The sequence below is a fragment of the Streptococcus cristatus genome (assembly GCF_003943815.1).
Classification (GTDB): domain Bacteria; phylum Bacillota; class Bacilli; order Lactobacillales; family Streptococcaceae; genus Streptococcus; species Streptococcus cristatus_F.
The window spans coordinates 1-26,198 of record NZ_RJNA01000010.1 but is presented as its reverse complement, the minus strand read 5'-3'; the positions used below and the strand labels follow the sequence as shown (position 1 = coordinate 26,198).

The window sequence follows — 26,198 nt, the reverse complement described above, 5'->3', positions numbered from 1 at the left end:
CTACCTATTTTCCACGCCGCCTTTTCTGTCTTTGTCCGCCTTTCGTGTTATAATAAACCTATGGAAAAAAAGAATAAGTTGTTATTAATTGACGGCTCGTCCGTTGCTTTTCGCGCTTTTTTTGCGCTTTATAATCAAATTGACCGTTTCAAGAGTCCATCGGGCCTGCATACCAATGCCATTTATGGCTTTCACCTCATGCTCAATCATCTTTTGGAGCGCGTGCAGCCAACTCATATTCTAGTAGCTTTTGATGCTGGCAAGACGACCTTCCGGACCGAGATGTATGCCGACTATAAGGCTGGTCGGGCCAAGACACCGGATGAATTTCGTGAGCAGTTGCCTTTTATCCGTGAAATGCTGGACTACTTAGGTATCCGCTACTATGATCTGGCTCAGTACGAGGCGGATGACATTATTGGGACCTTGGACAAGATGGCTGAAAAGACAGCTGTGCCTTACGATGTGACCATTGTCAGCGGCGATAAAGATTTGATTCAGCTGACGGATGAAAATACCGTGGTGGAGATTTCCAAGAAAGGCGTAGCTGAGTTTGAGGAATTTACCCCAGCCTACCTCATGGAAAAGATGGGCATCACGCCAGAGCAGTTCATTGACCTCAAGGCGCTGATGGGCGATCAGTCAGATAATATCCCCGGCGTGACCAAGATTGGTGAGAAGACTGGTCTCAAGCTCCTCTTGGAGTATGGCTCTTTGGAAAATCTCTATGAAAACATCGATCAGCTCAAGGCTTCCAAGATGAAGGAAAATCTGATCAATGACAAGGACAAGGCTTTCTTATCAAAAACCCTAGCCACCATTAATACTCAGGCTCCGATTGAAATCGGACTGGATGATTTGGTTTATAAGGGTCCGCAGGTAGAGGCTCTGAGCAAGTTCTATGACGAGATGGGCTTCAAGCAGCTCAAGGCTCAGTTAGGAACGGCTCAGGAGCCGGTAGAAGTCAAACCAATTGAATTTACCAAAGTGACTGAAGTGACAGCGGATATGCTGGCACCAGAGCAATTCTTCTATTTTGAAATCTTGGGTGACAACTACCACAAGGAAGAGATTGTCGGTCTTGCCTGGGGCGATAGCCGTCAGATTTATGTCGGCTCCAGCGATTTACTACAGCAACCTCTCTTTCAGGAGTTTTTGACAAAAACAGCTCTGAAAACCTACGATCTCAAGCGGACTAAGGTACTGCTCAGTCATTACGGCATTGAACTGCCAGCAGCAGCCTTTGATGCGCGCCTAGCCAAGTATCTGCTTTCGACGGTCGAGGACAATGAGCTGGCGACCATTGCTCGCCTTTACGGCCAAACAATCCTGCCGACTGATGATGAGGTTTATGGCAAGGGAGCCAAGCGCGCTCTGCCCGACCAAGAGCAGCTCTTTGAGCATCTAGCTCGTAAGGTCCAAGTACTGCTGGAAACAGAAGAGCCAATGCAAGAACAGCTCCGTTCCCACGATCAGCTGGATTTGTTGCTTGAAATGGAGCAGCCGCTGGCCTTTGTCCTAGCCAAGATGGAGATTGCGGGGATCAAGGTTGAGCGGGAAACCCTGCAGGGCATGCAGGCAGAAAATGAAAAGACGCTGGAAAGTCTGACCCAAGAGATTTATGATCTGGCTGGTCAGGAGTTTAATATCAACTCGCCGAAACAGCTGGGAACCATTCTCTTTGAGGATATGGGGTTGCCGCTGGAGTACACTAAAAAGACCAAGACGGGCTACTCGACAGCGGTGGATGTGCTGGAGCGCCTAGCTCCCATTGCACCGATTGTGTCTAAGATTCTGGAATACCGTCAAATCAGCAAACTCCAGTCCACTTATATCATCGGACTGCAGGAGGCGATAGCGGCTGACGGTAAGATTCACACTCGCTATGTTCAGGATTTGACTCAGACGGGCCGCCTGTCCTCAGTTGACCCGAACCTGCAGAACATCCCCGTTCGTTTGGAGCAAGGGCGTCTTATTCGCAAGGCTTTTGTGCCAGAGTGGGCAGACAGCGTACTACTCAGCTCGGATTATTCCCAGATTGAGTTGCGGGTGCTGGCTCACATTTCTCAGGATGAGCATCTGATTGCGGCCTTTCAGCATGGAGAAGACATTCACACGGCTACCGCCATGCGGGTCTTTGGTATTGAAAAGGCAGAGGATGTGACACCTAATGACCGCCGTAATGCCAAGGCTGTCAACTTCGGAGTAGTCTATGGCATTTCCGACTTTGGACTGGCCAATAATTTGGGAATTTCTCGCAAGGCTGCCAAAGATTATATTCAGACTTATTTTGAGCGTTTCCCAGGGATTAAGAATTATATGGAAACCATCGTCCGCGAAGCGCGTGATAAGGGCTATGTAGAGACCATCTACCATCGCCGTCGCTCTTTGCCGGACATCAATTCCCGCAACTTTAACATCCGAAATTTTGCGGAGCGCACAGCTATTAACAGCCCGATCCAAGGCTCCGCCGCAGACATTCTCAAAGTCGCTATGATTAATCTGGACCGAGCTCTGACAGAGAAGAATTTCAAGTCTCGCATGCTCTTGCAGGTGCACGATGAAATCGTACTGGAAGTGCCAAATGACGAGCTAATAGCCGTCCGCCAGTTAGTCAAAGAAACCATGGAAGCCGCGATTGAACTAGCCGTTCCACTAGTGGCTGATGAAAACGCTGGCCAAACTTGGTACGAGGCGAAGTAAGATATCAAGGGCGTAAAACAAAAAGTGAAAATAGAAAGCTGACACAGCATTCAAGGAATGCGAGGGAAATCACGTTTTTTGTACCGTATTCAGCTAAGATATCATTGTTAGAAAAGTTAAAAATTATTTATAAAACAGGAGGAGCATTATGACTTATCATTTTCAAAATCCCAGTGACGGCGTTGTTAAGCGCTATCTAGAAACCAGCAAGGTGATTGCTGTTGTCGGTCTATCAGACCGTGAGGAAACGACCAGTAACCGTGTGTCCAAGGAGATGCAGGAGCGGGGCTATCGCATTATTCCAGTAAATCCGCGGGCGGCGGGCAGTCAGATTTTTGGTGAAACAGTTTATGCCAGTCTCAAAGATATTCCGTTCCCAGTGGATATTGTCGATGTTTACCGCCGCAGTGAGTTTTTGCCGGATGTGGCGCGTGATTTTCTGGAATCAGATGCCAAGATCTTTTGGGCTCAGTTGGGCTTGGAAAATGAAGAAGCTGAGCAAATTTTGCGGGCAGCCGGTCGCGAAGATATCGTCATGGATCGCTGTATCAAACGCGAGCATACTCGCTTGATTCTAGGCGAATAAGATGGCCAAGTTAGTTATCATTCGTGGAAATTCCGGCTCTGGCAAATCGAGTCTGGCTAAGAAACTGCAGGCACACTATGGCCGAGGGACTCTTTTGATTGCGCAGGATACAGTTAGACGGGACATGCTCAAGGAAAAAGTAGAGCCGGGCAACCTATCTATTGATTTGACGGAAAGCCTAGCACGCTTCGGTTACGAGCATGACTTGCTGGTTCTGGTAGAAGGCTTCTACGAGACAGATATTTATGGCCACATGCTGGAGCGGTTGCGGACTTTGTTTGCTTCTCAGACTCTAGCCTATTACTATGATTTGACTTTTGAAGAAACCGTTCGCCGTCATCAGACCAGAGCCAAGCAGGAGGAATTCACTCCATCCGATATGAGACGCTGGTGGAAAGATCGAGATTTCTTAGGCTGGCAAGAAGAATCGCTCTTTAGGAATGAAGATTCTTTAGAGGCAGCCTTTGAGCGGATCGTTCAGGATTTAGAGGAAATTTGAAACGAAGCGAGAGTGGGACAGAAATCGGTAATTCGTTAGAATTCGATTTCGTCGTCCCACCTCCGCACAGTTGAGTAGGGCTGTAAAAGCTGATGAAATCAGCGTAGTAGAGCCCACTCAACCACTGCGTCTTGCTCGACAATACAAAGACAATTGAGAGGTTAGGACTTTTGTCCCAGCCTCGTTTTTGCATCAAAAAGGCATTTTCAGAAATTTTAAATAAATTTTGAGAAAAACATCACACAAAAAGTTGACAAAATTATTTCATAAGATTACAATTGGATTACAAAATATTTCTTTTGTTACAAAGTAAAAGCTTTAAAGAATATATTTTGGTGGGGTAAGATGTCCCCTATGCAAGCCAACATCCCTACTATCATGTAGCAAATTAATGATAAACTGACAAGGAGATTCCATTATGAAACGTAGTAAACTTATTTTATTGACAGCCACTGCCTTGTGCTCTGCTTTCTTGCTCGCCGCCTGTAGCTCTAAACCTTCCACGGAGGTGAACAGCAGTTCCACTTCTCAGACATCTAAGACTAGTAGCTTAGGCGAGTCCTCCACCAAACCATCAGCCAAGCAAAGTTCTGCTTCCAACGAAGCAAAAGCATCCTCTACTACTAAGCTTTCTAGCGACCAGAGTGTTTCCAGTCAAGTTGAGAAGCCTGTGGACAACAAGACTTCAGCAGATTCAAACACTCCAACAACTTCCGGTATAGATGTCAATGCTCTAACAAATGGTGATTTCTCCAGCATTGCAGGTATTTGGCAAGACGATTTGGGCAATCAATTAGTCTTTGATGCAAATGGTTTGGTGTCCCATACTTACAGAGGAAATGAATCAAGCGACTACACTTTGACAAATAGTCAAGTATATGAAGGTAAGTTTGGAGCGTTTTTAACTCATAAATCGGGGAATCAAGTTGCCTCCTTCACAGCCATTCCTAAAGGAGCTCGTCTTTATGATACTGGAAGTGAGAATCCGAAAGAACGCATTTTAGTGGGGCAAGATTTTACCTATGCAAGCCAACATCCCTACTATCGCGTAGCGAATTGATGTATTGAATGATGAACATCGTGGTGCGAGTGGCTTTCCAAGGTACTCGTCATGCTGACAATATAAAAACAAGGAACAGAATTAATTGCTGTTCCTTTTTCTTTGCTTTATCGGGAAGATTTGCTAGCAGGGCTGTTTTGGATTATTTTTTTGTAAAATGCCTCTTTCTTCTCCAAAAATTGGTACAATAAAAGAAAGCGTTTTAATTGAATGATGAGGTAGTAACGATGAAAATATCTTTAGAAGAAATTCAAAGAGTTGCCAACCAAGGTCCTTTCTATCCAGACTGGGACTCTCTTGCGACCTATCAAGTCCCCAACTGGTTCAAAAGGGCTAAGTTTGGGATTTTTATTCACTGGGGGCTCTACAGCCTTCCTGCCTTTGGGAGCGAGTGGTATTCTCGAAATATGTATATCCAAGGCACGGAAGTGTTTGATCACCATATCAAAACTTACGGGCCCCACAAAGATTTTGGCTACAAGGACTTTATTCCTCTCTTTACTGCCGAGAATTTTCATGCGGACGAATGGCTGCGCATCTTTAAAGAAGCAGGAGCCCAGTACATTTTTCCAGTGGCAGAGCATCACGACGGCTTTCAACTTTATGCCAGCCAGCTCTCTCCTTTTAATAGTGCGGAAATGGGACCAAAACGTGATATCTTGGGGGAATTAAGTCAGGCAGCTCAAAGAGAGCAAGTTCATTTTTGTACTTCCTCCCATCGGGCGGAGCATCATTTTTTCTTTTCACATGGGAAGGAGTTTGCTAGTGACATTGCCAGCGAAGTCAGTCGCGAGGAACTCTACTGGCCAGCTATGCCAGAGCCAGACCACCATGACTTGTTTGGTCAGCCTTATCCGAGTCAGGAGTTTCTAGATGATTGGCTCCTACGTACCTGTGAGCTGGTTCGAGATCACCAGCCTGAGATTTTGTATTTTGACTGGTGGATTCAGCATGCAGCTTTTAAAGAGTATATAAAGCTTTTTGTGGCCTATTATTATAATTTAGGAGCAGCTTCTGGGAAGCCGACTAGCATTTGCTACAAGCATGATGCGCTGGCTTTTGGTTCGGGGATTGTGGAAGTGGAACGCGGTGGTTTCGCAGAGATCCAGCCTTTCACTTGGCAGACGGATACGGCTATCGCGCGAAACTCTTGGGGCTACACAGAGAACCTTGACTATAAGTCAGCTAAAGAAATCATCCAGACCTTGATTGATGTCGTGTCCAAAAATGGGAATTTGCTGCTGAATATTGGGCCAAAAGGAGACGGGACGATTCCGGAAAAAGATCAAGAAATCTTAAGAGAGATCGGGGCTTGGCTCCAAGTGAATGGCCAAGCGATCTATGATTCACGCGCGTGGAGGCAATTTGGAGAAGGACCAACGCAGCCAGCTAGCGGGCCGTTTTCAGATGGAAGCGCCTTGATTTACACGAGTAAGGATTTCCGTTTCACGGCTAAGGGTGGAGCAGTGTATGCCTTTCTGATGGAGCCTGCAGTAAATCAGTGGCTGACGATTCAGGCCTTGGCTGACGAAAGAGAAAATCCCGCTTCCCGCTTTCATGGCATCATAGAGGAGGTGTCCTTACTAGGCTATGATGAAGCGCTTGAATGGGAGCAAACACCTCAAGGTTTGCGTCTCTTCATGCCGAGTGTAGCAGCCGACTTACCCTTGGTAGTGAAAGTCCAACTGCGTTAAATCTAGACGAAAAAATGAGGCTGGGACAAAAGTCCTAGCCTCTCAATTGTCTTTGGATTGTCAAGCAAGACGCAGTGGTTGAGTGGGCTCTACTACGCTGATTTCATCAGCTTTTACAGCCCTACTCAACTGTGCGGAGGTGGGACGACGAAATCGAATTCTAACGAATTTCAGATTTCTGTCCTACTCTCATTTTACTTACCTAGTGATTTTAAATTTTCATAAAAGAGCACCCGAGCTGTTGTGATGTAAGGATAGGCCACAACTCCAGCGATTCCCAGTGTGATACCAATCAGGATATACCAGCCGATAAAGCTCAGATCCAGCAAGAAACGTTTCCATTTATAGCCTTTCATCATGCGTCTACTTTGCACAAGAACTTGCCAAGGACCTTGGTAGGTGCCAGTGCTCAGCTGATCATAAAGGATGAAGTCGGTCTGAGAGTAAGCATAGTTGGCCATCAGGAAGACTGCCGTACCAGCCAAGACAATGAGAGTGCCGAGAAACATCATGGGCGCATAGCTGACGATTTGCTCCACCTCCGGACTAGCAGCTGTCAATTGGGACCAATCGGATATCTTTCCATAAATAGCTAGCACCTTGTAACTGCTGAAAATAAGGAAAAATGAACCGACAAGGCTGATAGAATTCCACAACAAGAGGAGAATACTTTTAGTCAGTTGTGTGATAAAAATCGGTGAGAAAAGCTCGGCAGAAAAGATTCGGCCAATATCTGCAAAGCCAACCGTATCGCGTTTTTTCCGAACGACTTCTATCATGCTGAAGCTAGCAGATAAAAAGAGCAGGGCGATGATAAATTCTACGATTTGTGGAAAAATTTGACGGCCAAAAATCAAAACAAAGGCCTGATTGATCTCCAACTGGGGAACAATCTCCTCCAGATGACGGTTGGGAGACAGATAGGTAGATAAAATGGTTACCAGAGTTGGAATGGCAAAGAGCGAGAAAATGCCGTTGGTTTGATTTCGAATGGTTCGTGCTTGTGCACGGATTTCGCTTAAATTCATACAGACCTCCATTTCATGATTTTTATTATACCACATATCGTGACAGACAAGACTTTTTTTGGTAAAATCATACGGTATCTTATGAGCGCTTGGCGCTTGTTTTATAGAAGAAAATAGCTGGGACTGTCTTTCCCAGCAGGAGGAAACATGTCAGATTCACCGATTCAGTATCGTTTGATCAAAAAAGAAAAGCACACAGGTGCTCGTCTAGGAGAAATCATCACCCCGCATGGCACCTTTCCAACGCCTATGTTTATGCCGGTCGGCACTCAGGCGACGGTCAAGACCCAGTCACCAGAAGAGCTCAAGCAAATGGGTTCTGGTATCATCTTGTCCAATACGTATCACCTCTGGTTGCGGCCGGGTGATGAGCTGATTGCCCGTGCAGGTGGCCTACACAAGTTCATGAACTGGGACCAGCCTATTCTGACCGATAGTGGTGGCTTTCAGGTTTATTCTCTAGCGGATAGTCGCAACATCACAGAAGAAGGAGTGACTTTTAAGAACCACCTTAATGGTTCCAAGATGTTCCTTTCGCCAGAAAAGGCTATCTCTATCCAGAACAACTTAGGTAGCGACATCATGATGTCCTTTGATGAGTGCCCGCAGTTCTACCAGCCTTATGACTATGTCAAGAAGTCCATTGAGCGGACCAGCCGTTGGGCGGAGCGTGGACTCAAGGCCCACACTCGGCCACACGACCAAGGTCTCTTTGGGATTGTACAGGGTGCTGGATTTGAAGATTTGCGCCGCCAGTCTGCTCAAGATTTGGTCAGCATGGATTTCCCAGGCTACTCTATCGGAGGACTGGCTGTTGGTGAGTCTCATGAGGAGATGAATGCGGTGCTGGACTTCACAACGCCTCTACTGCCTGAAAATAAGCCCCGCTATCTTATGGGAGTTGGGGCGCCAGATAGCTTGATTGACGGTGTTATCCGTGGGGTCGATATGTTTGACTGCGTCCTGCCGACTCGGATTGCCCGAAACGGCACCTGCATGACCAGCGAGGGACGTCTGGTTGTTAAAAATGCCCAGTTTGAGGAAGATTTCACGCCACTGGATCACGACTGTGATTGCTACACTTGTACAAACTACACGCGGGCTTATATCCGCCACCTGCTCAAGGCTGATGAAACCTTTGGTCTCCGCTTGACCAGCTATCACAACCTCTACTTCTTGGTAAATCTCATGAAGAAGGTCCGCCAAGCTATTATGGATGATAATCTGTTGGAATTCCGAGAAGACTTTGTTGAGCGCTACGGCTACAACCGCTCCAAGAGAAATTTCTAAGAGTCCTCATTAGAAAGGAAGAAGTATGTCTGATGAAGGAAAATTGTTGGAAAGCTTGGTAGACTATCTTTCGGATGGTCAAAAGCACACTCTGAGGATTTTTGGTCACGGAGCTTCAGGTAAGTCAACTTTTGCTCGAAAACTTCAGCTAACCTTGGGTGAGGAACCAACCAATCTTCTGGAAACAGATCCTTATGTAATTACTGGGGAGTATCGAGATTTGCTCAGTTCTAAGGATTTTCCTCATCAAAAAGTAACGGCTTGTATCCCAGCCGTTCATGAACTTGGGAGCCTGGAGCGAGATATTTGCGCCTTGCAGTCTGGTCTGGATATTCTGACCATTGGCACAGCTTGGTCGCCTAGCTTGCGCTTATCAGCCCGAAAGCCGATTTTAATAGTAGAAGGTATGTCGGCTGCCTTTTTGCCTGAAAGTTTGTTTGATTTGTCGATTTGCTTTTACACGGACGATCAGACCGAGTTAGAACGCCGCTTGGCAAGAGATGTGGCTGTACGAGAACGCAGGCCAGAGTGGATAGAGCAGACGCATTTAGCACGGCGAGAGCAATATCAGCACTTTTATCAGCCTTATCTAGCAGCTGCCGACCTTGTCATATGCCAGTCAGGAAACGACTTTCGTATTGAAAGGGACAGCCCTTTGTTATAAAACAAAGTAGCTAAAAGCAAATTTTTCATTTTTAATCTCACTGACATGCGTCAGTGAGCATTTTTATTTTTTGAGCAAAAACTCAAACGAATAGGTAGAATAATCTAAATTTTCTTCTATATAGATGATTACAAGATTTATAAGTCACTTAGAAAACACTTTCATAAAAAATTATCCTAAAAATCTCTAAAAAACTTACTCAAATCCCTTGCAATGCTTGGTTCTTTGTGTTAAGATACTATGGTGCTGTAAAAAACAGCGTGTAGCTTTGATGCAAGAGGTTGCGACACGCTCGGTTGCATTGCCACGCAATCACCTGTCGGTTTTCTTGTGGAGCTAGCCTATTATCTTAAATAGACGAAAAAAGGAGAAAAAGATGGCAAACAAAAAAATCCGCATCCGTTTGAAAGCTTACGAACATCGTACACTTGACACAGCGGCTGCAAAAATCGTAGAAACTGCTGCACGTACAGGTGCTGAAGTTGCGGGTCCAATCCCACTTCCAACTGAACGTAGCCTCTACACAATCATTCGTGCGACTCACAAATACAAAGATTCTCGCGAACAATTTGAAATGCGTACTCACAAACGCTTGATCGACATCATCAACCCAACTCAAAAAACAGTTGACGCTTTGATGAAGTTGGACCTTCCAAGTGGTGTGAACGTAGAAATCAAACTTTAATTTAAAGCTTGGTATCTTGAGCATGAAAAACGCTCGTTAAAAACTTTTTGAAAAAAATTATAGAAAAGGAAACATTTTCTCATGACAAAAGGAATCTTAGGGAAAAAAGTGGGAATGACTCAAATCTTCACTGAAGCTGGCGAATTAATCCCTGTAACTGTTGTTGAAGCAACTCCAAACGTTGTTCTTCAAGTGAAAACAGTTGAAACAGACGGTTACAACGCAGTTCAAGTTGGTTTTGATGACCTTCGTGATGTATTGAGCAACAAACCTGCTAAAGGACATGTAGCGAAAGCTAACACGGCTCCTAAGCGCTTCATTCGTGAATTCAAAAACATTGAAGACTTGGAAGTTGGTGCGGAAATCACAGTTGATACATTCGAAGCTGGTGATGTTGTTGATGTAACAGGAACTTCAAAAGGTAAAGGTTTCCAAGGTGTAATCAAACGCCACGGCCAATCTCGCGGTCCAATGGCTCACGGTTCACGTTACCACCGTCGTCCTGGTTCAATGGGACCAGTTGCGCCAAACCGTGTTTTCAAAAACAAACACTTGGCTGGACGTATGGGTGGCAACCGTGTAACGATTCAAAACCTTGAAATCGTTCAAGTTGTTCCAGAGAAAAACGTTATCTTGATCAAAGGAAACGTACCTGGTGCTAAGAAATCTCTTATCACTATCAAATCAGCAGTTAAAGCTGGTAAATAATAAAGAAAGGGGAAATCAGTCACAATGGCAAACGTAAAATTATTTGACCAAACTGGTAAAGAAGCTGGTGAAGTGGTTCTTAACGACGCAATCTTTGGTATCGAACCAAATGAATCAGTTGTCTTCGACGTGATCATCAGCCAACGCGCTAGCCTCCGTCAAGGAACTCACGCTGTTAAAAACCGTTCTGCAGTATCAGGCGGCGGACGTAAACCATGGCGTCAAAAAGGAACTGGACGTGCTCGTCAAGGTTCTATCCGCTCTCCACAATGGCGTGGTGGTGGTATCGTCTTCGGTCCAACTCCTCGTTCATATGCCTACAAACTTCCACAAAAAGTTCGTAGATTGGCATTGAAATCAGTTTACTCTGAAAAAGTTGCTGAAAACAAATTCGTAGCTGTAGACAGCCTTTCATTTACAGCTCCAAAAACTGCTGAGTTTGCAAAAGTGCTTGCAGCATTGAGCATTGACACAAAAGTACTTGTTATTCTTGAAGAAGGAAATGAATTTGCTGCACTTTCAGCACGTAACCTTCCAAATGTTAAAGTTGCAACAGCAACAACAGCAAGTGTTCTTGACATCGCAAACAGCGACAAACTTCTTGTTACTCAAGCAGCTATCTCTAAAATTGAGGAGGTTCTTGCATAATGAATTTGTATGACGTTATCAAAAAGCCTGTCATCACTGAAAGCTCAATGGCTCAGCTTGAAGCAGGCAAATACGTATTTGAAGTAGACACTCGCGCTCACAAACTTTTGATCAAGCAAGCTGTTGAAGCTGCTTTTGAAGGAGTTAAAGTTGCTAATGTCAACACTATCAACGTAAAACCTAAAGCAAAACGCGTTGGACGTTACACTGGTTTTACTAACAAAACTAAAAAAGCTATCATCACTCTGACAGCAGATTCTAAAGCAATCGAGTTGTTCGGAGCTGCTGAAGCAGAATAATCTAAGGAGGAAATATCGTGGGAATTCGTGTTTATAAACCAACAACAAACGGTCGCCGTAATATGACTTCTTTGGATTTCGCTGAAATCACTACTAGCACTCCAGAAAAATCTTTGCTCGTTTCTCTTAAGAGCAAAGCTGGTCGTAACAACAACGGACGCATCACTGTTCGTCACCAAGGTGGCGGTCACAAACGTCACTACCGTTTGATTGACTTCAAACGTAACAAAGATGCTGTTGAAGCAGTAGTTAAAACTATCGAGTACGATCCAAACCGTTCAGCAAACATCGCTTTGGTTCACTATACTGACGGTGTGAAGGCATACATCATCGCTCCTAAAGGTCTTGAAGTAGGTCAACGTATCGTTTCAGGTCCTGAAGCAGATATCAAAGTCGGTAACGCACTTCCACTTGCTAACATCCCAGTTGGTACTTTGGTTCACAACATTGAGTTGAAACCAGGTCGTGGTGGTGAATTGGTCCGTGCTGCTGGAGCTTCTGCTCAAGTATTGGGTCAAGAAGGTAAATACACTCTTGTTCGTCTTCAATCAGGCGAAGTTCGTATGATTCTTGGTACTTGCCGCGCTACAGTTGGTGTTGTCGGAAACGAACAACATGGACTTGTAAACCTTGGTAAAGCAGGACGTAGCCGTTGGAAAGGTATCCGCCCAACAGTTCGCGGTTCTGTAATGAACCCTAACGATCACCCACACGGTGGTGGTGAAGGTAAAGCACCAGTTGGTCGTAAAGCGCCATCTACTCCATGGGGCAAACCTGCTCTTGGTCTTAAAACTCGTAATAAGAAAGCGAAATCTGACAAACTTATCGTTCGTCGTCGCAACGAGAAATAATCTAAAACAATCTATCCGCCAGCTCGGTAGCGCTGCCTAGCAGCGCAGGCCGCTGTGGTAACTTATTTTAAAGGAGAAAACATAAAAATGGGACGCAGTCTTAAAAAAGGACCTTTCGTCGATGAGCATTTGATGAAAAAAGTTGAAGCTCAAGCTAACGACGAAAAGAAAAAAGTTATCAAAACTTGGTCACGTCGTTCAACGATTTTCCCAAGTTTCATCGGTTACACAATCGCAGTCTATGACGGACGTAAACACGTACCTGTTTACATCCAAGAAGACATGGTAGGTCACAAACTTGGTGAATTTGCACCAACTCGTACTTACAAAGGTCACGCTGCAGACGACAAGAAAACACGTAGAAAATAAGGAGAACATAAATGGCAGAAATTACTTCAGCTAAAGCAATGGCTCGTACAGTGCGTGTTTCACCTCGTAAAACTCGTCTAGTTCTTGACAATATCCGTGGTAAAAACGTCGCTGACGCAATCGCAATCTTGAAATTCACTCCAAACAAAGCTGCTGGCATCATCGAAAAAGTATTGATCTCTGCAATCGCTAATGCTGAAAACAACTTTGGTTTGGAAAAAGCTAACTTGGTAGTATCTGAAGCTTTCGCAAACGAAGGACCAACTATGAAACGTTTCCGTCCACGCGCTAAAGGTTCAGCTTCACCAATCAACAAACGCACAAGCCACATCACTGTGGTTGTTGCAGAAAAATAAGGAGGTAACATCGTGGGTCAAAAAGTACATCCAATTGGTATGCGTGTCGGCATCATCCGTGATTGGGATGCCAAATGGTATGCTGAAAAAGAATACGCGGATTACCTTCATGAAGATCTTGCAATCCGTAAATTCGTTCAAAAAGAATTGGCTGACGCAGCTGTTTCAACTATTGAAATCGAGCGCGCAGTAAACAAAGTTAACGTTTCACTTCACACTGCTAAACCAGGTATGGTTATCGGTAAAGGTGGAGCTAACGTTGATGCACTTCGTGCAAAACTCAACAAATTAACTGGAAAACAAGTACACATCAACATCATCGAGATCAAATCTCCAGATTTGGATGCTCACCTTGTTGGTGAAGGAATTGCTCGTCAATTGGAGCAACGTGTTGCTTTCCGTCGTGCTCAAAAACAAGCAATCCAACGTGCAATGCGTGCAGGAGCTAAAGGAATCAAAACTCAAGTATCAGGTCGTTTGAACGGTGCAGATATCGCTCGTAGCGAAGGATACTCTGAAGGAACTGTTCCACTTCACACCCTTCGTGCGGATATTGATTACGCTTGGGAAGAAGCTGATACTACTTACGGTAAACTTGGTGTTAAAGTATGGATCTACCGTGGTGAAGTTCTTCCAGCTCGTAAAAACACTAAAGGAGGTAAATAACCAATGTTAGTACCTAAACGTGTTAAACACCGTCGCGAATTCCGCGGAAAAATGCGTGGTGAAGCTAAAGGTGGTAAAGAAGTAACTTTTGGAGAATATGGTCTTCAAGCAACTACTAGCCACTGGATCACTAACCGTCAAATCGAAGCTGCCCGTATCGCTATGACTCGTTACATGAAACGTGGTGGTAAAGTTTGGATCAAAATCTTCCCACACAAATCATACACTGCAAAAGCAATCGGTGTACGGATGGGATCTGGTAAAGGGGCTCCAGAAGGTTGGGTAGCACCAGTTAAACGTGGTAAAGTGATGTTTGAAATCGCTGGCGTATCAGAAGAAATCGCTCGTGAAGCTCTTCGTCTTGCAAGCCACAAATTGCCAGTTAAATGTAAATTCGTAAAGCGTGAAGCAGAATAAGGAGAAAGCATGAAACTTAAAGAAATTCAAGATTTTGTTAAAGAACTTCGTGGTCTTTCTCAAGAAGAACTCGCGAAGCGTGAAAATGAATTGAAGAAAGAATTGTTTGACCTTCGTTTCCAAGCCGCTACTGGTCAATTGGAGCAGACAGCGCGTTTGAAAGAAGTGAAAAAACAAATCGCACGTATCAAAACTGTTCAATCAGAAGTTAAATAATAGACTTGGGAAAGGAGAAATTCTAAAATGGAACGTAATCAACGTAAAACCCTCGTCGGACGCGTCGTTTCTGACAAGATGGATAAGACAATCACAGTTGTAGTTGAAACAAAACGTAACCACCCAGTCTATGGTAAGCGTATTAACTACTCTAAGAAGTACAAAGCACATGATGAAAACAATGTTGCCAAAGAAGGCGATATCGTTCGTATCATGGAAACTCGTCCGCTTTCAGCTACAAAACGCTTCCGTCTTGTAGAAGTTGTTGAAGAAGCGGTTATCATCTAATCAAACCAGAAAGGAGAAAACTTAAATGATTCAAACAGAAACTCGTTTGAAAGTTGCTGACAACAGCGGTGCTCGCGAAATCCTGACAATCAAAGTTCTTGGTGGTTCAGGACGTAAGTTCGCCAACATCGGTGATGTCATCGTTGCATCTGTAAAACAAGCTACTCCTGGTGGTGCGGTTAAAAAAGGTGACGTTGTAAAAGCGGTTATCGTTCGTACTAAATCAGGTGCTCGTCGTAAAGATGGTTCATACATCAAATTCGACGAAAACGCTGCAGTCATCATCCGTGAAGACAAAACTCCTCGCGGAACTCGTATCTTCGGCCCAGTTGCTCGCGAATTGCGTGACGGTGGCTTCATGAAGATCGTATCATTGGCTCCAGAAGTACTTTAATCTAAAAATCAAACAAGTCCCCTGGAAGTTTTCCAGGGTGCCCTCATGGGCGTAAGAAATTAAAGGAGAAACCTAATAATGTTTGTAAAAAAAGGCGACAAAGTTCGCGTAATTGCTGGTAAGGACAAGGGTGTTGAAGCACTTGTTGTTGCAGCTCTTCCAAAAGTAAACAAAGTAGTTGTTGAAGGTGTTAACCTTGTTAAGAAGCACCAAAAACCAAATAGCGAAAACCCTCAAGGTGCTATCGTAGAAAAAGAAGCACCAATCCATGCGTCAAACGTTCAAGTTCTTGACAAAAATGGTGTTGCAGGACGCGTTGGTTACAAGTTTGTAGACGGCAAAAAAGTTCGTTATAACAAAAAATCAGGCGAAGTGCTTGACTAATCACGAAGGAAAGGAGAAGTATAATGGCAAATCGTTTAAAAGAAAAATATCTTAATGAAGTGGTACCTGCTTTGACTGAAAAGTTCAACTACTCATCTGTTATGGCTGTGCCAAAAGTGGATAAAATCGTTTTGAACATGGGTGTCGGTGACGCTGTATCAAACGCTAAAAACCTTGAAAAAGCTGCTGAAGAATTGGCTCTTATCTCAGGTCAAAAACCACTTATCACTAAAGCTAAAAAATCAATCGCCGGCTTCCGTCTTCGTGAAGGTGTAGCGATCGGTGCTAAAGTAACCCTTCGTGGCGAACGTATGTATGAGTTCTTGGATAAATTGGTTACTGTATCACTTCCACGTGTGCGTGACTTCCATGGTGTTCCAACAAAATCATTTGATGGACGCGGCAACTACACACTTGGTGTGAAAGAACAATTGATCTTCCCAGAAATCAACTTTGATGACGTTGATAAGACTCGCGGTCTTGATATCGTTATCGTAACAACTGCTAACACTGACGAAGAGTCACGTGCATTGCTTACAGGCCTTGGAATGCCTTTTGCAAAATAATATAGGAGGTAAAACAAATGGCTAAAAAATCAATGATTGCTAAGAACAAACGCCCAGCGAAGTTCTCTACGCAAGCTTATACTCGTTGTGAAAAATGTGGCCGTCCACATTCAGTTTACCGCAAGTTTAAACTTTGCCGTGTTTGCTTCCGTGAATTAGCATACAAAGGACAAATCCCTGGCGTTACCAAAGCATCTTGGTAATTCTAGCTTCCAATTCCGTCACGATTCTTCGTTATCGGCTTTTGCATAACTTAAGTTATGCCTACAAGCCGATGCCTAGACTCACTAAGGACTTGAAGCCTAGAAACTTATTCTGAGCCTAGCTCAATCATTAACTAGCAAGTGCAGCTTGCAAACTACTAGTAAGAGGAGAAATATAAAATGGTTATGACTGACCCAATTGCAGACTTTTTGACTCGTATCCGTAACGCTAATCAAGCGAACCACGAAGTACTTGAAGTACCTGCATCAAACATCAAAAAAGGGATTGCTGAAATCCTGAAGCGTGAAGGTTTTGTAAAAAACGTTGAAATCATCGAAGATGACAAACAAGGCATCATCCGTGTCTTCCTTAAATACGGACAAAATGGTGAAAAAGTTATCACTGGTTTGAAACGTGTTTCAAAACCAGGTCTACGTGTTTACAAGAAACGCGAAGATCTTCCAAAAGTCTTGAACGGACTTGGAATTGCTATCCTTTCAACATCTGAAGGTTTGCTGACTGATAAAGAAGCACGCCAAAAGAACGTTGGTGGAGAAGTTATCGCTTACGTTTGGTAAAATCAAGATACAAAGCTCGTAAAGAACAAAGCAAAATTAGGAAGTTGGAGCAGTTTGTTTACAAACCAGACAACTTATCTATTTTGCACAGTTCTTAGAGCGTGTTCAATTTAGCTATTGAACACAATAAGTATCTTTAGCCCCGTGAAAACTGGTCGCTTGCGGCCTGACAATTTAACAGGAGAAAATAAACATGTCACGTATTGGTAATAAAGTTATCGTGTTGCCTGCTGGTGTTGAAATCACTAACAATGACAACGTTGTAACTGTAAAAGGACCTAAAGGAGAACTGACTCGTGAGTTCTCAAAAGATATTGAAATCCGTGTGGAAGGAACTGAAGTAACTCTTCACCGTCCAAACGATTCAAAAGAAATGAAAACAATCCACGGAACTACTCGTGCCCTTTTGAACAACATGGTTGTTGGAGTATCAGAAGGATTCAAGAAAGAACTTGAAATGCGTGGGGTTGGTTACCGTGCACAACTTCAAGGCTCAAAACTTGTCTTGGCTGTTGGTAAATCTCACCCAGACGAAGTTGAAGCTCCAGAAGGAATTACTTTTGAACTTCCAAACCCAACAACAATCGTTGTTAGCGGAATTTCAAAAGAAGCAGTTGGACAAACAGCTGCTTATGTACGTAGCCTTCGTGCACCAGAACCATATAAAGGTAAAGGTATCCGTTACGTTGGTGAATTCGTTCGCCGCAAAGAAGGTAAAACTGGTAAATAATATTGATTGGCTGATCTTTTCAGCCAGCCAATTTATTTTCCGATTTTGTGCTAAGGCACGTCAATAAAAATAAGAGGTGAAAATTGTGATTACGAAACCAGATAAAAATAAAATCCGCCAAAAACGCCACCGTCGCGTTCGCGGAAAACTCTCTGGAACTGCTGATCGCCCACGTTTGAACGTATTCCGTTCTAATACAGGCATCTACGCTCAAGTAATTGATGACGTAGCGGGTGTAACGCTCGCAAGCGCTTCAACTCTTGACAAAGAAGTTTCAAAAGGAACTAAAACTGAACAAGCCGTTGTTGTAGGTAAACTCGTTGCAGAACGTGCAGTTGCTAAAGGTATTTCTGAAGTGGTGTTTGACCGCGGTGGATATCTCTATCACGGACGTGTAAAAGCTTTGGCTGATGCAGCTCGTGAAAACGGATTGAAATTCTAATAGGGAGGACACTAGAAAATGGCATTTAAAGACAATGCAGTTGAACTTGAAGAACGCTTAGTTGCAGTCAACCGTGTTACTAAAGTTGTTAAAGGTGGACGTCGTCTTCGTTTTGCAGCTCTTGTAGTAGTTGGTGACCGCAATGGTCGTGTTGGTTTCGGTACTGGTAAAGCTCAAGAAGTACCAGAAGCTATCCGTAAAGCAGTTGAAGATGCGAAGAAAAACTTGATCGAAGTTCCAATGGTTGGTACAACTATTCCTCACGAAGTTCTTTCAGAATTTGGTGGAGCGAAAGTATTGCTTAAGCCAGCTGTTGAAGGTTCTGGAGTTGCTGCTGGTGGTGCTGTTCGTGCCGTCATCGAATTGGCAGGTGTGGCAGATGTTACATCTAAATCACTTGGTTCAAACACTCCAATCAACATCGTTCGCGCAACTGTTGAAGGCTTGAAACAATTGAAACGCGCTGAAGAAGTTGCTGCCCTTCGTGGTATTTCAGTTTCTGACTTGGCTTAAGAAAGGGGAACTCATGGCTCAAATTAAAATTACTTTGACTAAGTCTCCAATCGGACGCATCCCGTCACAACGTAAAACTGTTGTAGCACTTGGACTTGGCAAATTGAACAGCTCAGTTATCAAAGAAGACAATCCAGCGGTACGCGGTATGATCACTGCTGTATCTCACTTGGTAACTGTTGAAGAAGTTAAGTAAGCCTTAGCTGAAAAACTTTTATTAAGATACATTAGGGGATTTGAGAATTTTCTCAGCCCCTAAAACTAAATATATGTATAGGCGAGTTTGTATCAGAGACACCTTTTCTCTGGTACGAGCGCTAGCATTTTACAAAAGAGGAGAAAAAATTAATGAAACTTCATGAATTACAACCTGCTGCAGGTTCACGTAAAGTTCGCAACCGTGTTGGTCGCGGTACTTCATCAGGTAACGGAAAAACTTCTGGTCGCGGTCAAAAAGGTCAAAAAGCACGTAGCGGTGGCGGTGTTCGTCTTGGTTTTGAAGGTGGACAAACTCCATTGTTCCGTCGTGTACCAAAACGTGGTTTCTTGAATGTAAACCGTAAAGAATACGCGATTGTTAACCTTGACCAATTAAATGTCTTTGAAGATGGTGCGGAAGTAACTCCAGTTGTTCTCATCGAAGCAGGTATTGTAAAAGCTGAAAAATCTGGTGTTAAGATTCTTGGTAACGGAGAATTGACTAAGAAGTTGACTGTTAAAGCAGCTAAATTCTCTAAATCAGCTGAAGAAGCTATCACTGCTAAAGGTGGTTCAGTCGAAGTCATCTAAGAGAGGTGACCTATGTTTTTCAAGCTATTAAAAGACGCACTTAAAATAAAACAAGTACGGTCTAAGATTTTGTTCACACTGTTCATCATCTTAGTTTTCCGTATTGGTACAACTATAACCGTTCCAGGAATTAATGCGAAAGCATTGAACAGTTTAAGCGATTTACCTTTCTTAAACATGCTTAGTTTGGTTTCTGGGAATGCCATGCGTAACTTCTCTGTTTTTGCCCTTGGAGTTAGTCCCTATATCACGGCTTCAATCGTGGTTCAGCTCTTGCAAATGGATTTGCTTCCAAAATTTGTAGAGTGGGGCAAGCAAGGGGAAGTAGGACGGAGAAAGCTTAATCAAGCAACTCGCTATATTTCCCTGGTATTGGCCTTTGTCCAATCCATCGGGATTACAGCTGGATTTGCGACTTTGTCAAGAACTAAACTAGTAGCGAATCCAAATTGGCAAACCTATCTTTTGATTGGTGCCCTCCTCACGACAGGTTCAGTTATTGTGACCTGGTTAGGAGAGCAAATCACAGATAAGGGTTATGGTAATGGTGTATCCATGATTATCTTTGCAGGGATTGTATCTGGTATTCCTGGTATGATCAAAGGAATCTATGAAGATTACTTTGTTAATATCCCGAGCGATCGACTCAATTCGTCTTTGATTTTCGTTGGGATTTTAATTGTTGCAGTTTTGGTGATTATCTATTTCACAACCTTTGTGCAACAAGCTGAGTACAAAATTCCAATTCAATATACGAAGATTGCTCAAGGTGCCCCTTCAAGTTCCTACCTACCGTTAAAAGTAAATCCTGCTGGTGTTATCCCAGTTATCTTTGCAAGTTCGATTACAGCTGCTCCAGCAGCTATCTTCCAATTTGTAAGTGCTATGGGCTATAACGCATCATGGGTTCGGACGGCGCAGGCGCTTCTGGCGACTACAACCATCAGTGGTATGTTTACCTATGCTCTCTTGATTATTCTCTTTACTTTCTTTTATACATTTGTACAAATTAATCCTGAAAAGACGGCAGAGAATTTACAAAAGAGTGGAGCCTATATCCCAGGTGTTCGTCCAGGTAAGGGAACGGAAGAATATATGTCTAAATTGCTTCGCCGTTTGGCGACAGTTGGCTCACTATTCCTAGGAATTATCACAATCATTCCGATCCTAGCCAAAGATCTTTTCGGTCTGACCGATGCAGTTGCTCTTGGAGGAACTAGTCTTCTTATCATCATTTCGACTGGTATTGAAGGGATGAAACAGTTGGAAGGCTACCTTCTGAAGCGTAAGTATGTCGGATTTATGGATACTACAACAGAATAGAAATAGGTTGACTTAGTCAACCTTCTATTTTGTTTTTAAAAAAGTTTATTAAGTGTTTTAATAGATTGCTTTAAAAACAAAAAAGGAGACAAAACATGAATCTTTTGATTATGGGCTTGCCAGGTGCAGGCAAGGGAACACAAGCAGCCAAAATTGTGGAACAATTCCACGTGGCACATATTTCAACTGGGGATATGTTCCGTGCTGCTATGGCCAATGAAACAGAAATGGGTGTTTTAGCGAAATCCTACATTTCTAAAGGCGAGTTGGTGCCAGATGAAGTGACGAACGGAATCGTGAAAGAGCGCTTGGCACAGGATGATATTAAAGAAACTGGTTTCTTGTTGGATGGTTATCCACGGACAATTGATCAAGCCCATGCTTTGGATCAAATCCTTGCGGATCTGGGCATCCAACTTGATGCAGTTATCAATATCGAAGTTAATCCAGATAGTTTGTTAGAACGTTTGAGCGGACGGATTATTCACCGCGAAACAGGGGAAACCTTCCACAAAGTTTTCAACCCACCAGTGGATTACAAAGAAGAAGATTACTATCAACGTGAAGACGACAAACCTGAAACAGTAAAACGTCGTTTGGATGTTAATATCGCTCAAGGCCAACCAATTATTGATCATTACCGCGCTAAAGGACTCGTTCACGACATTCAGGGCAATCAAGAGATTGAGGCAGTCTTCTCAGATATCGAAAAAGTCTTGTCAAATTTAAAATAAAAGCGTTTTTCCCGCTTGCAATATTTGACAAGTAGTGATACAATGAGTTAGTCTGACTTATAATTGTTACCTCTGTGCTCAGAGGAATCTATCGAAATTTAGGGAGGTGCTTTTGCGTGGCAAAAGACGATGTGATTGAAGTCGAAGGCAAAGTAGTTGATACGATGCCGAACGCAATGTTTACGGTTGAACTTGAAAATGGACATCAGATTTTAGCAACAGTTTCTGGTAAAATTCGTAAAAACTATATTCGTATTTTAGCGGGAGATCGTGTTACTGTCGAGATGAGTCCTTATGATTTGACACGTGGACGGATCACTTACCGCTTTAAATAATCGAAAAACTTGGAGGGATAAGAAATGAAAGTAAGACCATCGGTCAAACCAATTTGCGAATACTGTAAAGTTATTCGTCGTAATGGCCGTGTTATGGTAATTTGCCCAGCAAATCCAAAACACAAACAACGTCAAGGATAAGATAGAAAGGAGAAAACATGGCTCGTATTGCTGGAGTTGACATTCCAAATGACAAACGTGTAGTCGTTTCACTTACTTACGTGTATGGTATCGGACTTCCAACTTCTAAGAAAATTTTGGCTGCGGCTGGAATCTCAGAAGATATCCGTGTCAAAGATTTGACATCAGATCAAGAAGACGCTATCCGTCGCGAAGTGGATGCAATCAAGGTTGAAGGTGACCTTCGTCGTGAAGTAAACCTTAACATCAAACGTTTGATGGAAATCGGTTCATACCGTGGTATCCGTCACCGTCGTGGACTTCCTGTCCGTGGACAAAACACTAAAAACAATGCTCGTACTCGTAAAGGTAAAGCCGTTGCGATTGCAGGTAAGAAAAAATAATATAGGAGGTAAAAGTCTTGGCTAAACCAACACGTAAACGTCGTGTGAAGAAAAATATCGAATCTGGTATTGCACATATTCACGCTACATTTAATAACACTATTGTTATGATTACTGATGTGCATGGTAATGCGATTGCTTGGTCATCTGCTGGTGCTCTTGGTTTCAAAGGTTCTCGTAAATCTACACCATTTGCTGCCCAAATGGCATCCGAAGCAGCTGCTAAGTCTGCACAAGAACACGGTCTTAAATCAGTTGAAGTTACAGTTAAAGGTCCAGGTTCTGGTCGTGAGTCAGCTATTCGTGCACTTGCTGCAGCTGGTCTGGAAGTAACTGCTATTCGTGATGTGACTCCTGTGCCACACAATGGTGCTCGTCCTCCAAAACGTCGCCGTGTATAATCATAAACAATTACACTGCTTTTCGTTTAAGAGGGAGTTAACTAAATGATTGAGTTTGAAAAACCAAATATAACAAAAATTGATGAAAATAAAAATTATGGCAAGTTTGTAGTTGAGCCGCTAGAACGCGGTTACGGTACAACACTTGGAAATTCGCTTCGTCGTGTACTTCTCGCCTCACTTCCAGGTGCAGCAGTGACTTCTATCAACATTGAAGGAGTATTGCACGAATTTGATACGATTTCTGGGGTCCGTGAAGATGTTATGCAGATCATTCTGAACATCAAGGGGATTGCTGTAAAATCTTACGTCCAAGACGAAAAGATGATTGAATTGGATGTTGAAGGTCCTGCAGAAGTAACTGCTGGAGACATTTTGACAGACAGTGATATCGAAATTGTAAACCCTGATCATTATCTCTTTACAATCAGTGAAGGTGCTCGCTTCAAAGCGAAAATGGCTGTGAATAGCGGTCGTGGATATGTACCAGCTGACGAAAATAAAAAAGATGATGCACCAGTAGGCACACTTGCGGTAGATTCTATCTATACGCCTGTGACAAAAGTAAATTACCAGGTTGAGCCAGCTCGTGTTGGTAGCAACGATGGTTTTGATAAACTTACCCTTGAAATTTTAACGAATGGAACAATTATTCCCGAAGACGCTTTGGGACTATCAGCTCGTATCCTGACAGAGCATCTGAACCTCTTTACAGATTTAACAGAAGTTGCTATTTCAACTGATGTGATGAAGGAAGCAGAGAAATCTTCAGATGATCGCATTTTGGAACGTACAATTGAAGAATTGGATCTATCAGTTCGTTCATATAACTGTCTGAAACGTGCAGGAATTAATACTGTCTTTGATTTGACAGAAAAATCTGAGCCTGAAATGATGAAAGTTCGTAACTTGGGCCGCAAGAGTCTTGAAGAAGTTAAAGTTAAACTTGCTGACCTTGGTCTTGGGTTAAGAAATGATAAATAAAGGAGGAATACATGGCTTACCGTAAACTAGGACGCACTAGCTCACAACGTAAAGCAATGCTTCGTGATTTGACTACTGACTTGATTATCAATGAATCAATCGTAACAACTGAAGCTCGTGCTAAAGAAATCCGTAAAACAGTTGAAAAAATGATTACTCTTGGTAAACGTGGTGACTTGCATGCTCGTCGTCAAGCAGCAGCTTTTGTACGTAACGAAATTGCATCAGAAAACTACAATGAAGAGACTAACAAGTACACTACAACTACAGCTCTTCAAAAATTATTCTCTGAATTGGCACCTCGCTATGCTGAGCGCAATGGTGGATACACTCGTATTCTTAAGACTGAACCACGCCGTGGGGATGCTGCGCCAATGGCAATTATTGAATTAGTATAATTTTTATCAATTTTGTTGAGTGTTATGATGATGGAGTTTTTATACTCTTAGTCTAGCTCTGGTCTACCGCTAGGATTTTTCCTAGCGGGAACACTCATCATCATGATGAAAGGGTAGACGCTTGTTTACGAAATTGCTTTTAGTGAAAAACAATTTCGTAAGCAGGCGTTTTTGAGTTTTAAGTGGAAAAAGAAAAGGATTTAGTGAGGGAAGGAGAAGAAATGCAAGATTCGATTGCTATTTTGAAAGAACGTTATTTGGCAAATATAAAAGAGAATCCAGACTTATACATTGGGATTGAATTAGAATTTCCGATTGTGAATCTTCAGGGAGGAGCGACAGATACTCGTGTAACAAAGGAGCTGTTAGTAAGGCTAAATTCAGACTATGGCTTTATCGTAGAAAGAAGGGATTCAGAGGGCCATCCTATCCAGTTAAAAGCTTCAGATAGCGAAGATCGGATACTTTTTGAAGTGTCTTACAATATTTTAGAATTTGCATTTGAAAAAGCGAAAACGATTCAGGAAGTCGAAAGACGCTTTAATCATTACCTAGACACCATTCAAAAGATTTTGCGCAAAAGTCATCATGAGCTTCAGGGACATGGTTTACATCCATTCTGGAAGGAGAATGATAATGGTCCTGTTAAATATCCCCGCTATCAAATGTTAATGCAATATCTAGCTTTGAGTGAGAAAATTGGAGGAGATTTCTTCCATCGCCATCCTGATTATGGTAGCTATATCTGTGGGAGCCAGGTACAGTTAGATGTTTCACGGGCAAATTTCATACAGGTAATTAACGCCTTTAATCAAATCGAGGCTGCCAAAGCTTATCTTTTTGCCAATTCAGAGTTGATGACAGAGGATTTCTTTACTAAAATATCTAGAGATCGTTTTTGGGAAGAATCGATGCATGGCCTGTTAGTAGAAAATGTCGGTGTTAATCCCCATGATTTCAAAGATGAGGAAGATTTTTTCAATTATTTAAATCATACAGCCATTTTCAATGTTGAGCGAGAGGGTGACACTTATTATTTTCCTCCTATCGTAGCCGGAGAGTATCTAAAGCAGGAGCAAATCAAGGGATACAATTTAAGTGGCAAGGAAAGTCTAGTAATCCCCCATGCAGATGATTTTTGTAATCACAGAAGCTATCAATACCAAGATTTGACAGCGCGGGGAACGATCGAATTTAGGAGCACTTGTGCTCAGCCTCTCAATAGGACCTTTGCACCAGCAGCTTTTCATTTGGGATTGTTGGCTAATCTTGAGGAAGTGACCGCTTATCTTAAAGATTGTGATTTCTTCAAATTAGAGGGGCGTAACTATAAAAGGCTACGCAGAAAGTATTCGCAAATCGAGTTAACACAAGCGGAGCAAGACTCTATTCAATCATTTGCAGCTGATCTCCTTCAATTAGCTGTTAAAGGTCTGGAGAAACGAAAAGAAGGGGAAGAGTGCTACTTGTTACCGCTTATGAATGAGAGATAAAGTAATTTCTTTTTAACCTCTAGATAGAAAGCTGAAGTAAATTTCTTTATGTGATTGATTGGACTGTGTATTATACTAGTTTGAGTATATTTGAATGAATTTAATTGTAGCTAGAGCATTAATAGACTTNAGCAGCACGGTGATATAGAGAATAAGGGAGAGGTAAGAGGGAGATGTTACCTTTCCCTATTAGTTATTGATTTATCAGTGATTTTGATGGTGGTGGGAAATAAATTTGTAAAAAAGATAAAAAAATTCAAAAAAAGTGTTGACAAGGGAGTGGATAGGTGATATACTGATATAGTTGTCGCTTGAGAGAGCGATAAAGACCTTTGAAAACTGAACAAGACGAACCAATGTGCAGGGCGCTACAATATAT

General features: G+C 42.9%; 38 protein-coding genes. 37 read left to right on the top strand and 1 reads right to left on the bottom strand.

The window, feature by feature from the left end; translation table 11 throughout:
- Positions 1 to 60 precede the first annotated feature (60 nt).
- The 5 genes from polA (at position 61) to D8872_RS07475 (ending at position 6,542) form a co-directional block, all read left to right on the top strand.
- Positions 61 to 2,703, top strand: a complete 2,643-nt coding sequence (gene polA, locus D8872_RS07505) for a DNA polymerase I (RefSeq protein WP_125390491.1) — start codon at positions 61 to 63, stop codon at positions 2,701 to 2,703.
- Positions 2,704 to 2,851: 148 nt separating this feature from the next.
- Entirely contained in the window at positions 2,852 to 3,289 is a 438-nt protein-coding gene (locus tag D8872_RS07500; RefSeq protein ID WP_125390490.1) for a CoA-binding protein, read from the top strand.
- A gap of 1 nt (position 3,290) precedes the next feature.
- Positions 3,291 to 3,788: a kinase gene (locus tag D8872_RS07495; RefSeq protein WP_125390489.1), complete on the top strand. Its 498-nt coding sequence runs from the start codon at positions 3,291 to 3,293 to the stop codon at positions 3,786 to 3,788.
- Between the two features lie 418 nt (positions 3,789 to 4,206).
- The gene (locus D8872_RS07485; RefSeq protein ID WP_125390488.1) at positions 4,207 to 4,848 is read left to right on the top strand and encodes a DUF6287 domain-containing protein; all 642 of its coding nucleotides are present in this window, start codon (positions 4,207 to 4,209) and stop codon (positions 4,846 to 4,848) included.
- Positions 4,849 to 5,075: 227 nt separating this feature from the next.
- On the top strand, positions 5,076 to 6,542 hold the full coding sequence (locus tag D8872_RS07475) for an alpha-L-fucosidase (RefSeq protein ID WP_125390486.1): 1,467 nt from the start codon (positions 5,076 to 5,078) through the stop codon (positions 6,540 to 6,542).
- Between the two features lie 194 nt (positions 6,543 to 6,736).
- Here the strand turns inward: D8872_RS07475 and D8872_RS07470 are convergent, their stop codons facing one another.
- On the bottom strand, positions 6,737 to 7,570 hold the full coding sequence (locus D8872_RS07470; RefSeq protein WP_125390485.1) for a DUF975 family protein: 834 nt from the start codon (positions 7,568 to 7,570) through the stop codon (positions 6,737 to 6,739).
- A 147-nt stretch (positions 7,571 to 7,717) separates the two neighbouring features.
- Between D8872_RS07470 and tgt the strand changes: the two genes are divergently transcribed.
- From tgt to D8872_RS07310, 32 genes are all read left to right on the top strand, one after another.
- Complete coding sequence (gene tgt, locus D8872_RS07465) at positions 7,718 to 8,860, top strand: tRNA guanosine(34) transglycosylase Tgt (protein WP_125390484.1); 1,143 nt, start codon at positions 7,718 to 7,720, stop codon at positions 8,858 to 8,860.
- 25 nt (positions 8,861 to 8,885) lie between these two features.
- Positions 8,886 to 9,524, top strand: coding sequence for a uridine kinase family protein (locus D8872_RS07460; protein ID WP_125390483.1), 639 nt, complete (start codon positions 8,886 to 8,888; stop codon positions 9,522 to 9,524).
- A 376-nt stretch (positions 9,525 to 9,900) separates the two neighbouring features.
- Positions 9,901 to 10,209 (top strand): 30S ribosomal protein S10, encoded by a 309-nt coding sequence (rpsJ, locus tag D8872_RS07455; RefSeq protein WP_005591304.1) that lies wholly within the window; start codon positions 9,901 to 9,903, stop codon positions 10,207 to 10,209.
- A gap of 81 nt (positions 10,210 to 10,290) precedes the next feature.
- Complete coding sequence (gene rplC, locus D8872_RS07450) at positions 10,291 to 10,917, top strand: 50S ribosomal protein L3 (protein ID WP_125390482.1); 627 nt, start codon at positions 10,291 to 10,293, stop codon at positions 10,915 to 10,917.
- A gap of 24 nt (positions 10,918 to 10,941) precedes the next feature.
- Entirely contained in the window at positions 10,942 to 11,565 is a 624-nt protein-coding gene (rplD, locus tag D8872_RS07445) for a 50S ribosomal protein L4 (RefSeq protein ID WP_005591302.1), read from the top strand.
- Positions 11,565 to 11,864, top strand: coding sequence for a 50S ribosomal protein L23 (locus D8872_RS07440; RefSeq protein WP_005591301.1), 300 nt, complete (start codon positions 11,565 to 11,567; stop codon positions 11,862 to 11,864). Before rplD ends, D8872_RS07440 begins: the two co-directional genes overlap by 1 nt.
- A gap of 17 nt (positions 11,865 to 11,881) precedes the next feature.
- Positions 11,882 to 12,715, top strand: a complete 834-nt coding sequence (gene rplB, locus D8872_RS07435; RefSeq protein ID WP_002894482.1) for a 50S ribosomal protein L2 — start codon at positions 11,882 to 11,884, stop codon at positions 12,713 to 12,715.
- Between the two features lie 87 nt (positions 12,716 to 12,802).
- Positions 12,803 to 13,084, top strand: a complete 282-nt coding sequence (gene rpsS, locus D8872_RS07430) for a 30S ribosomal protein S19 (RefSeq protein ID WP_000533766.1) — start codon at positions 12,803 to 12,805, stop codon at positions 13,082 to 13,084.
- Between the two features lie 11 nt (positions 13,085 to 13,095).
- The gene (gene rplV / locus D8872_RS07425; RefSeq protein WP_005591300.1) at positions 13,096 to 13,440 is read left to right on the top strand and encodes a 50S ribosomal protein L22; all 345 of its coding nucleotides are present in this window, start codon (positions 13,096 to 13,098) and stop codon (positions 13,438 to 13,440) included.
- A 12-nt stretch (positions 13,441 to 13,452) separates the two neighbouring features.
- The gene (rpsC, locus tag D8872_RS07420) at positions 13,453 to 14,106 is read left to right on the top strand and encodes a 30S ribosomal protein S3 (protein ID WP_005591299.1); all 654 of its coding nucleotides are present in this window, start codon (positions 13,453 to 13,455) and stop codon (positions 14,104 to 14,106) included.
- A 3-nt stretch (positions 14,107 to 14,109) separates the two neighbouring features.
- Entirely contained in the window at positions 14,110 to 14,523 is a 414-nt protein-coding gene (gene rplP / locus D8872_RS07415; RefSeq protein WP_005591298.1) for a 50S ribosomal protein L16, read from the top strand.
- A 9-nt stretch (positions 14,524 to 14,532) separates the two neighbouring features.
- Positions 14,533 to 14,739 carry a 50S ribosomal protein L29 gene (gene rpmC / locus D8872_RS07410; protein ID WP_005591297.1) on the top strand — a complete coding sequence of 69 codons (207 nt, stop codon included), beginning with the start codon at positions 14,533 to 14,535 and terminating at the stop codon, positions 14,737 to 14,739.
- A 27-nt stretch (positions 14,740 to 14,766) separates the two neighbouring features.
- Positions 14,767 to 15,027 (top strand): 30S ribosomal protein S17, encoded by a 261-nt coding sequence (gene rpsQ / locus D8872_RS07405; RefSeq protein WP_002885836.1) that lies wholly within the window; start codon positions 14,767 to 14,769, stop codon positions 15,025 to 15,027.
- A gap of 25 nt (positions 15,028 to 15,052) precedes the next feature.
- The gene (gene rplN / locus D8872_RS07400; protein ID WP_002894494.1) at positions 15,053 to 15,421 is read left to right on the top strand and encodes a 50S ribosomal protein L14; all 369 of its coding nucleotides are present in this window, start codon (positions 15,053 to 15,055) and stop codon (positions 15,419 to 15,421) included.
- Positions 15,422 to 15,499: 78 nt separating this feature from the next.
- A complete protein-coding gene (gene rplX / locus D8872_RS07395; protein WP_005591295.1) occupies positions 15,500 to 15,805 on the top strand; it encodes a 50S ribosomal protein L24 in 306 nt (101 codons plus the stop codon).
- A 23-nt stretch (positions 15,806 to 15,828) separates the two neighbouring features.
- Positions 15,829 to 16,371 (top strand): 50S ribosomal protein L5, encoded by a 543-nt coding sequence (gene rplE, locus D8872_RS07390; protein ID WP_005591294.1) that lies wholly within the window; start codon positions 15,829 to 15,831, stop codon positions 16,369 to 16,371.
- Positions 16,372 to 16,388: 17 nt separating this feature from the next.
- Positions 16,389 to 16,574: a type Z 30S ribosomal protein S14 gene (locus D8872_RS07385; RefSeq protein WP_001085697.1), complete on the top strand. Its 186-nt coding sequence runs from the start codon at positions 16,389 to 16,391 to the stop codon at positions 16,572 to 16,574.
- A 180-nt stretch (positions 16,575 to 16,754) separates the two neighbouring features.
- The gene (rpsH, locus tag D8872_RS07380; RefSeq protein ID WP_002899666.1) at positions 16,755 to 17,153 is read left to right on the top strand and encodes a 30S ribosomal protein S8; all 399 of its coding nucleotides are present in this window, start codon (positions 16,755 to 16,757) and stop codon (positions 17,151 to 17,153) included.
- Positions 17,154 to 17,346: 193 nt separating this feature from the next.
- On the top strand, positions 17,347 to 17,883 hold the full coding sequence (rplF, locus tag D8872_RS07375) for a 50S ribosomal protein L6 (protein ID WP_005591293.1): 537 nt from the start codon (positions 17,347 to 17,349) through the stop codon (positions 17,881 to 17,883).
- A gap of 85 nt (positions 17,884 to 17,968) precedes the next feature.
- Positions 17,969 to 18,325 carry a 50S ribosomal protein L18 gene (rplR, locus tag D8872_RS07370; protein WP_009659213.1) on the top strand — a complete coding sequence of 119 codons (357 nt, stop codon included), beginning with the start codon at positions 17,969 to 17,971 and terminating at the stop codon, positions 18,323 to 18,325.
- A gap of 18 nt (positions 18,326 to 18,343) precedes the next feature.
- Positions 18,344 to 18,838 carry a 30S ribosomal protein S5 gene (gene rpsE / locus D8872_RS07365; protein ID WP_005591292.1) on the top strand — a complete coding sequence of 165 codons (495 nt, stop codon included), beginning with the start codon at positions 18,344 to 18,346 and terminating at the stop codon, positions 18,836 to 18,838.
- 13 nt (positions 18,839 to 18,851) lie between these two features.
- On the top strand, positions 18,852 to 19,034 hold the full coding sequence (gene rpmD / locus D8872_RS07360; protein WP_002894509.1) for a 50S ribosomal protein L30: 183 nt from the start codon (positions 18,852 to 18,854) through the stop codon (positions 19,032 to 19,034).
- 152 nt (positions 19,035 to 19,186) lie between these two features.
- On the top strand, positions 19,187 to 19,627 hold the full coding sequence (rplO, locus tag D8872_RS07355) for a 50S ribosomal protein L15 (RefSeq protein WP_045498220.1): 441 nt from the start codon (positions 19,187 to 19,189) through the stop codon (positions 19,625 to 19,627).
- A 12-nt stretch (positions 19,628 to 19,639) separates the two neighbouring features.
- Positions 19,640 to 20,950, top strand: coding sequence for a preprotein translocase subunit SecY (gene secY / locus D8872_RS07350; protein ID WP_005591290.1), 1,311 nt, complete (start codon positions 19,640 to 19,642; stop codon positions 20,948 to 20,950).
- A gap of 95 nt (positions 20,951 to 21,045) precedes the next feature.
- The gene (locus D8872_RS07345) at positions 21,046 to 21,684 is read left to right on the top strand and encodes an adenylate kinase (RefSeq protein ID WP_125390481.1); all 639 of its coding nucleotides are present in this window, start codon (positions 21,046 to 21,048) and stop codon (positions 21,682 to 21,684) included.
- Positions 21,685 to 21,800: 116 nt separating this feature from the next.
- Entirely contained in the window at positions 21,801 to 22,019 is a 219-nt protein-coding gene (gene infA / locus D8872_RS07340; RefSeq protein ID WP_001029883.1) for a translation initiation factor IF-1, read from the top strand.
- Between the two features lie 24 nt (positions 22,020 to 22,043).
- A complete protein-coding gene (gene rpmJ, locus D8872_RS07335; protein ID WP_001808836.1) occupies positions 22,044 to 22,160 on the top strand; it encodes a 50S ribosomal protein L36 in 117 nt (38 codons plus the stop codon).
- A 17-nt stretch (positions 22,161 to 22,177) separates the two neighbouring features.
- A complete protein-coding gene (rpsM, locus tag D8872_RS07330) occupies positions 22,178 to 22,543 on the top strand; it encodes a 30S ribosomal protein S13 (protein WP_005591288.1) in 366 nt (121 codons plus the stop codon).
- Between the two features lie 17 nt (positions 22,544 to 22,560).
- Positions 22,561 to 22,944: a 30S ribosomal protein S11 gene (gene rpsK, locus D8872_RS07325; protein ID WP_001118385.1), complete on the top strand. Its 384-nt coding sequence runs from the start codon at positions 22,561 to 22,563 to the stop codon at positions 22,942 to 22,944.
- A gap of 45 nt (positions 22,945 to 22,989) precedes the next feature.
- Positions 22,990 to 23,928, top strand: coding sequence for a DNA-directed RNA polymerase subunit alpha (locus tag D8872_RS07320; protein WP_005591287.1), 939 nt, complete (start codon positions 22,990 to 22,992; stop codon positions 23,926 to 23,928).
- An 11-nt stretch (positions 23,929 to 23,939) separates the two neighbouring features.
- Positions 23,940 to 24,326: a 50S ribosomal protein L17 gene (gene rplQ, locus D8872_RS07315; protein ID WP_005591286.1), complete on the top strand. Its 387-nt coding sequence runs from the start codon at positions 23,940 to 23,942 to the stop codon at positions 24,324 to 24,326.
- 221 nt (positions 24,327 to 24,547) lie between these two features.
- The gene (locus D8872_RS07310) at positions 24,548 to 25,819 is read left to right on the top strand and encodes a glutamate-cysteine ligase family protein (protein ID WP_125390480.1); all 1,272 of its coding nucleotides are present in this window, start codon (positions 24,548 to 24,550) and stop codon (positions 25,817 to 25,819) included.
- The last annotated feature ends 379 nt before the right edge of the window (positions 25,820 to 26,198 follow it).

Coding starts and splice junctions, on each gene's coding strand:
- polA (WP_125390491.1), top strand. CDS start 61: ATGGAAAAAAAGAATAAGTTGTTATTAATTGACGGCTCGTCCGTTGCT.
- D8872_RS07500 (WP_125390490.1), top strand. CDS start 2,852: ATGACTTATCATTTTCAAAATCCCAGTGACGGCGTTGTTAAGCGCTAT.
- D8872_RS07495 (WP_125390489.1), top strand. CDS start 3,291: ATGGCCAAGTTAGTTATCATTCGTGGAAATTCCGGCTCTGGCAAATCG.
- D8872_RS07485 (WP_125390488.1), top strand. CDS start 4,207: ATGAAACGTAGTAAACTTATTTTATTGACAGCCACTGCCTTGTGCTCT.
- D8872_RS07475 (WP_125390486.1), top strand. CDS start 5,076: ATGAAAATATCTTTAGAAGAAATTCAAAGAGTTGCCAACCAAGGTCCT.
- D8872_RS07470 (WP_125390485.1), bottom strand. CDS start 7,570: ATGAATTTAAGCGAAATCCGTGCACAAGCACGAACCATTCGAAATCAA.
- tgt (WP_125390484.1), top strand. CDS start 7,718: ATGTCAGATTCACCGATTCAGTATCGTTTGATCAAAAAAGAAAAGCAC.
- D8872_RS07460 (WP_125390483.1), top strand. CDS start 8,886: ATGTCTGATGAAGGAAAATTGTTGGAAAGCTTGGTAGACTATCTTTCG.
- rpsJ (WP_005591304.1), top strand. CDS start 9,901: ATGGCAAACAAAAAAATCCGCATCCGTTTGAAAGCTTACGAACATCGT.
- rplC (WP_125390482.1), top strand. CDS start 10,291: ATGACAAAAGGAATCTTAGGGAAAAAAGTGGGAATGACTCAAATCTTC.
- rplD (WP_005591302.1), top strand. CDS start 10,942: ATGGCAAACGTAAAATTATTTGACCAAACTGGTAAAGAAGCTGGTGAA.
- D8872_RS07440 (WP_005591301.1), top strand. CDS start 11,565: ATGAATTTGTATGACGTTATCAAAAAGCCTGTCATCACTGAAAGCTCA.
- rpsS (WP_000533766.1), top strand. CDS start 12,803: ATGGGACGCAGTCTTAAAAAAGGACCTTTCGTCGATGAGCATTTGATG.
- rplV (WP_005591300.1), top strand. CDS start 13,096: ATGGCAGAAATTACTTCAGCTAAAGCAATGGCTCGTACAGTGCGTGTT.
- rplP (WP_005591298.1), top strand. CDS start 14,110: ATGTTAGTACCTAAACGTGTTAAACACCGTCGCGAATTCCGCGGAAAA.
- rpmC (WP_005591297.1), top strand. CDS start 14,533: ATGAAACTTAAAGAAATTCAAGATTTTGTTAAAGAACTTCGTGGTCTT.
- rpsQ (WP_002885836.1), top strand. CDS start 14,767: ATGGAACGTAATCAACGTAAAACCCTCGTCGGACGCGTCGTTTCTGAC.
- rplN (WP_002894494.1), top strand. CDS start 15,053: ATGATTCAAACAGAAACTCGTTTGAAAGTTGCTGACAACAGCGGTGCT.
- rplX (WP_005591295.1), top strand. CDS start 15,500: ATGTTTGTAAAAAAAGGCGACAAAGTTCGCGTAATTGCTGGTAAGGAC.
- rplE (WP_005591294.1), top strand. CDS start 15,829: ATGGCAAATCGTTTAAAAGAAAAATATCTTAATGAAGTGGTACCTGCT.
- D8872_RS07385 (WP_001085697.1), top strand. CDS start 16,389: ATGGCTAAAAAATCAATGATTGCTAAGAACAAACGCCCAGCGAAGTTC.
- rpsH (WP_002899666.1), top strand. CDS start 16,755: ATGGTTATGACTGACCCAATTGCAGACTTTTTGACTCGTATCCGTAAC.
- rplF (WP_005591293.1), top strand. CDS start 17,347: ATGTCACGTATTGGTAATAAAGTTATCGTGTTGCCTGCTGGTGTTGAA.
- rpsE (WP_005591292.1), top strand. CDS start 18,344: ATGGCATTTAAAGACAATGCAGTTGAACTTGAAGAACGCTTAGTTGCA.
- rpmD (WP_002894509.1), top strand. CDS start 18,852: ATGGCTCAAATTAAAATTACTTTGACTAAGTCTCCAATCGGACGCATC.
- rplO (WP_045498220.1), top strand. CDS start 19,187: ATGAAACTTCATGAATTACAACCTGCTGCAGGTTCACGTAAAGTTCGC.
- secY (WP_005591290.1), top strand. CDS start 19,640: ATGTTTTTCAAGCTATTAAAAGACGCACTTAAAATAAAACAAGTACGG.
- D8872_RS07345 (WP_125390481.1), top strand. CDS start 21,046: ATGAATCTTTTGATTATGGGCTTGCCAGGTGCAGGCAAGGGAACACAA.
- rpmJ (WP_001808836.1), top strand. CDS start 22,044: ATGAAAGTAAGACCATCGGTCAAACCAATTTGCGAATACTGTAAAGTT.
- rpsM (WP_005591288.1), top strand. CDS start 22,178: ATGGCTCGTATTGCTGGAGTTGACATTCCAAATGACAAACGTGTAGTC.
- D8872_RS07320 (WP_005591287.1), top strand. CDS start 22,990: ATGATTGAGTTTGAAAAACCAAATATAACAAAAATTGATGAAAATAAA.
- rplQ (WP_005591286.1), top strand. CDS start 23,940: ATGGCTTACCGTAAACTAGGACGCACTAGCTCACAACGTAAAGCAATG.
- D8872_RS07310 (WP_125390480.1), top strand. CDS start 24,548: ATGCAAGATTCGATTGCTATTTTGAAAGAACGTTATTTGGCAAATATA.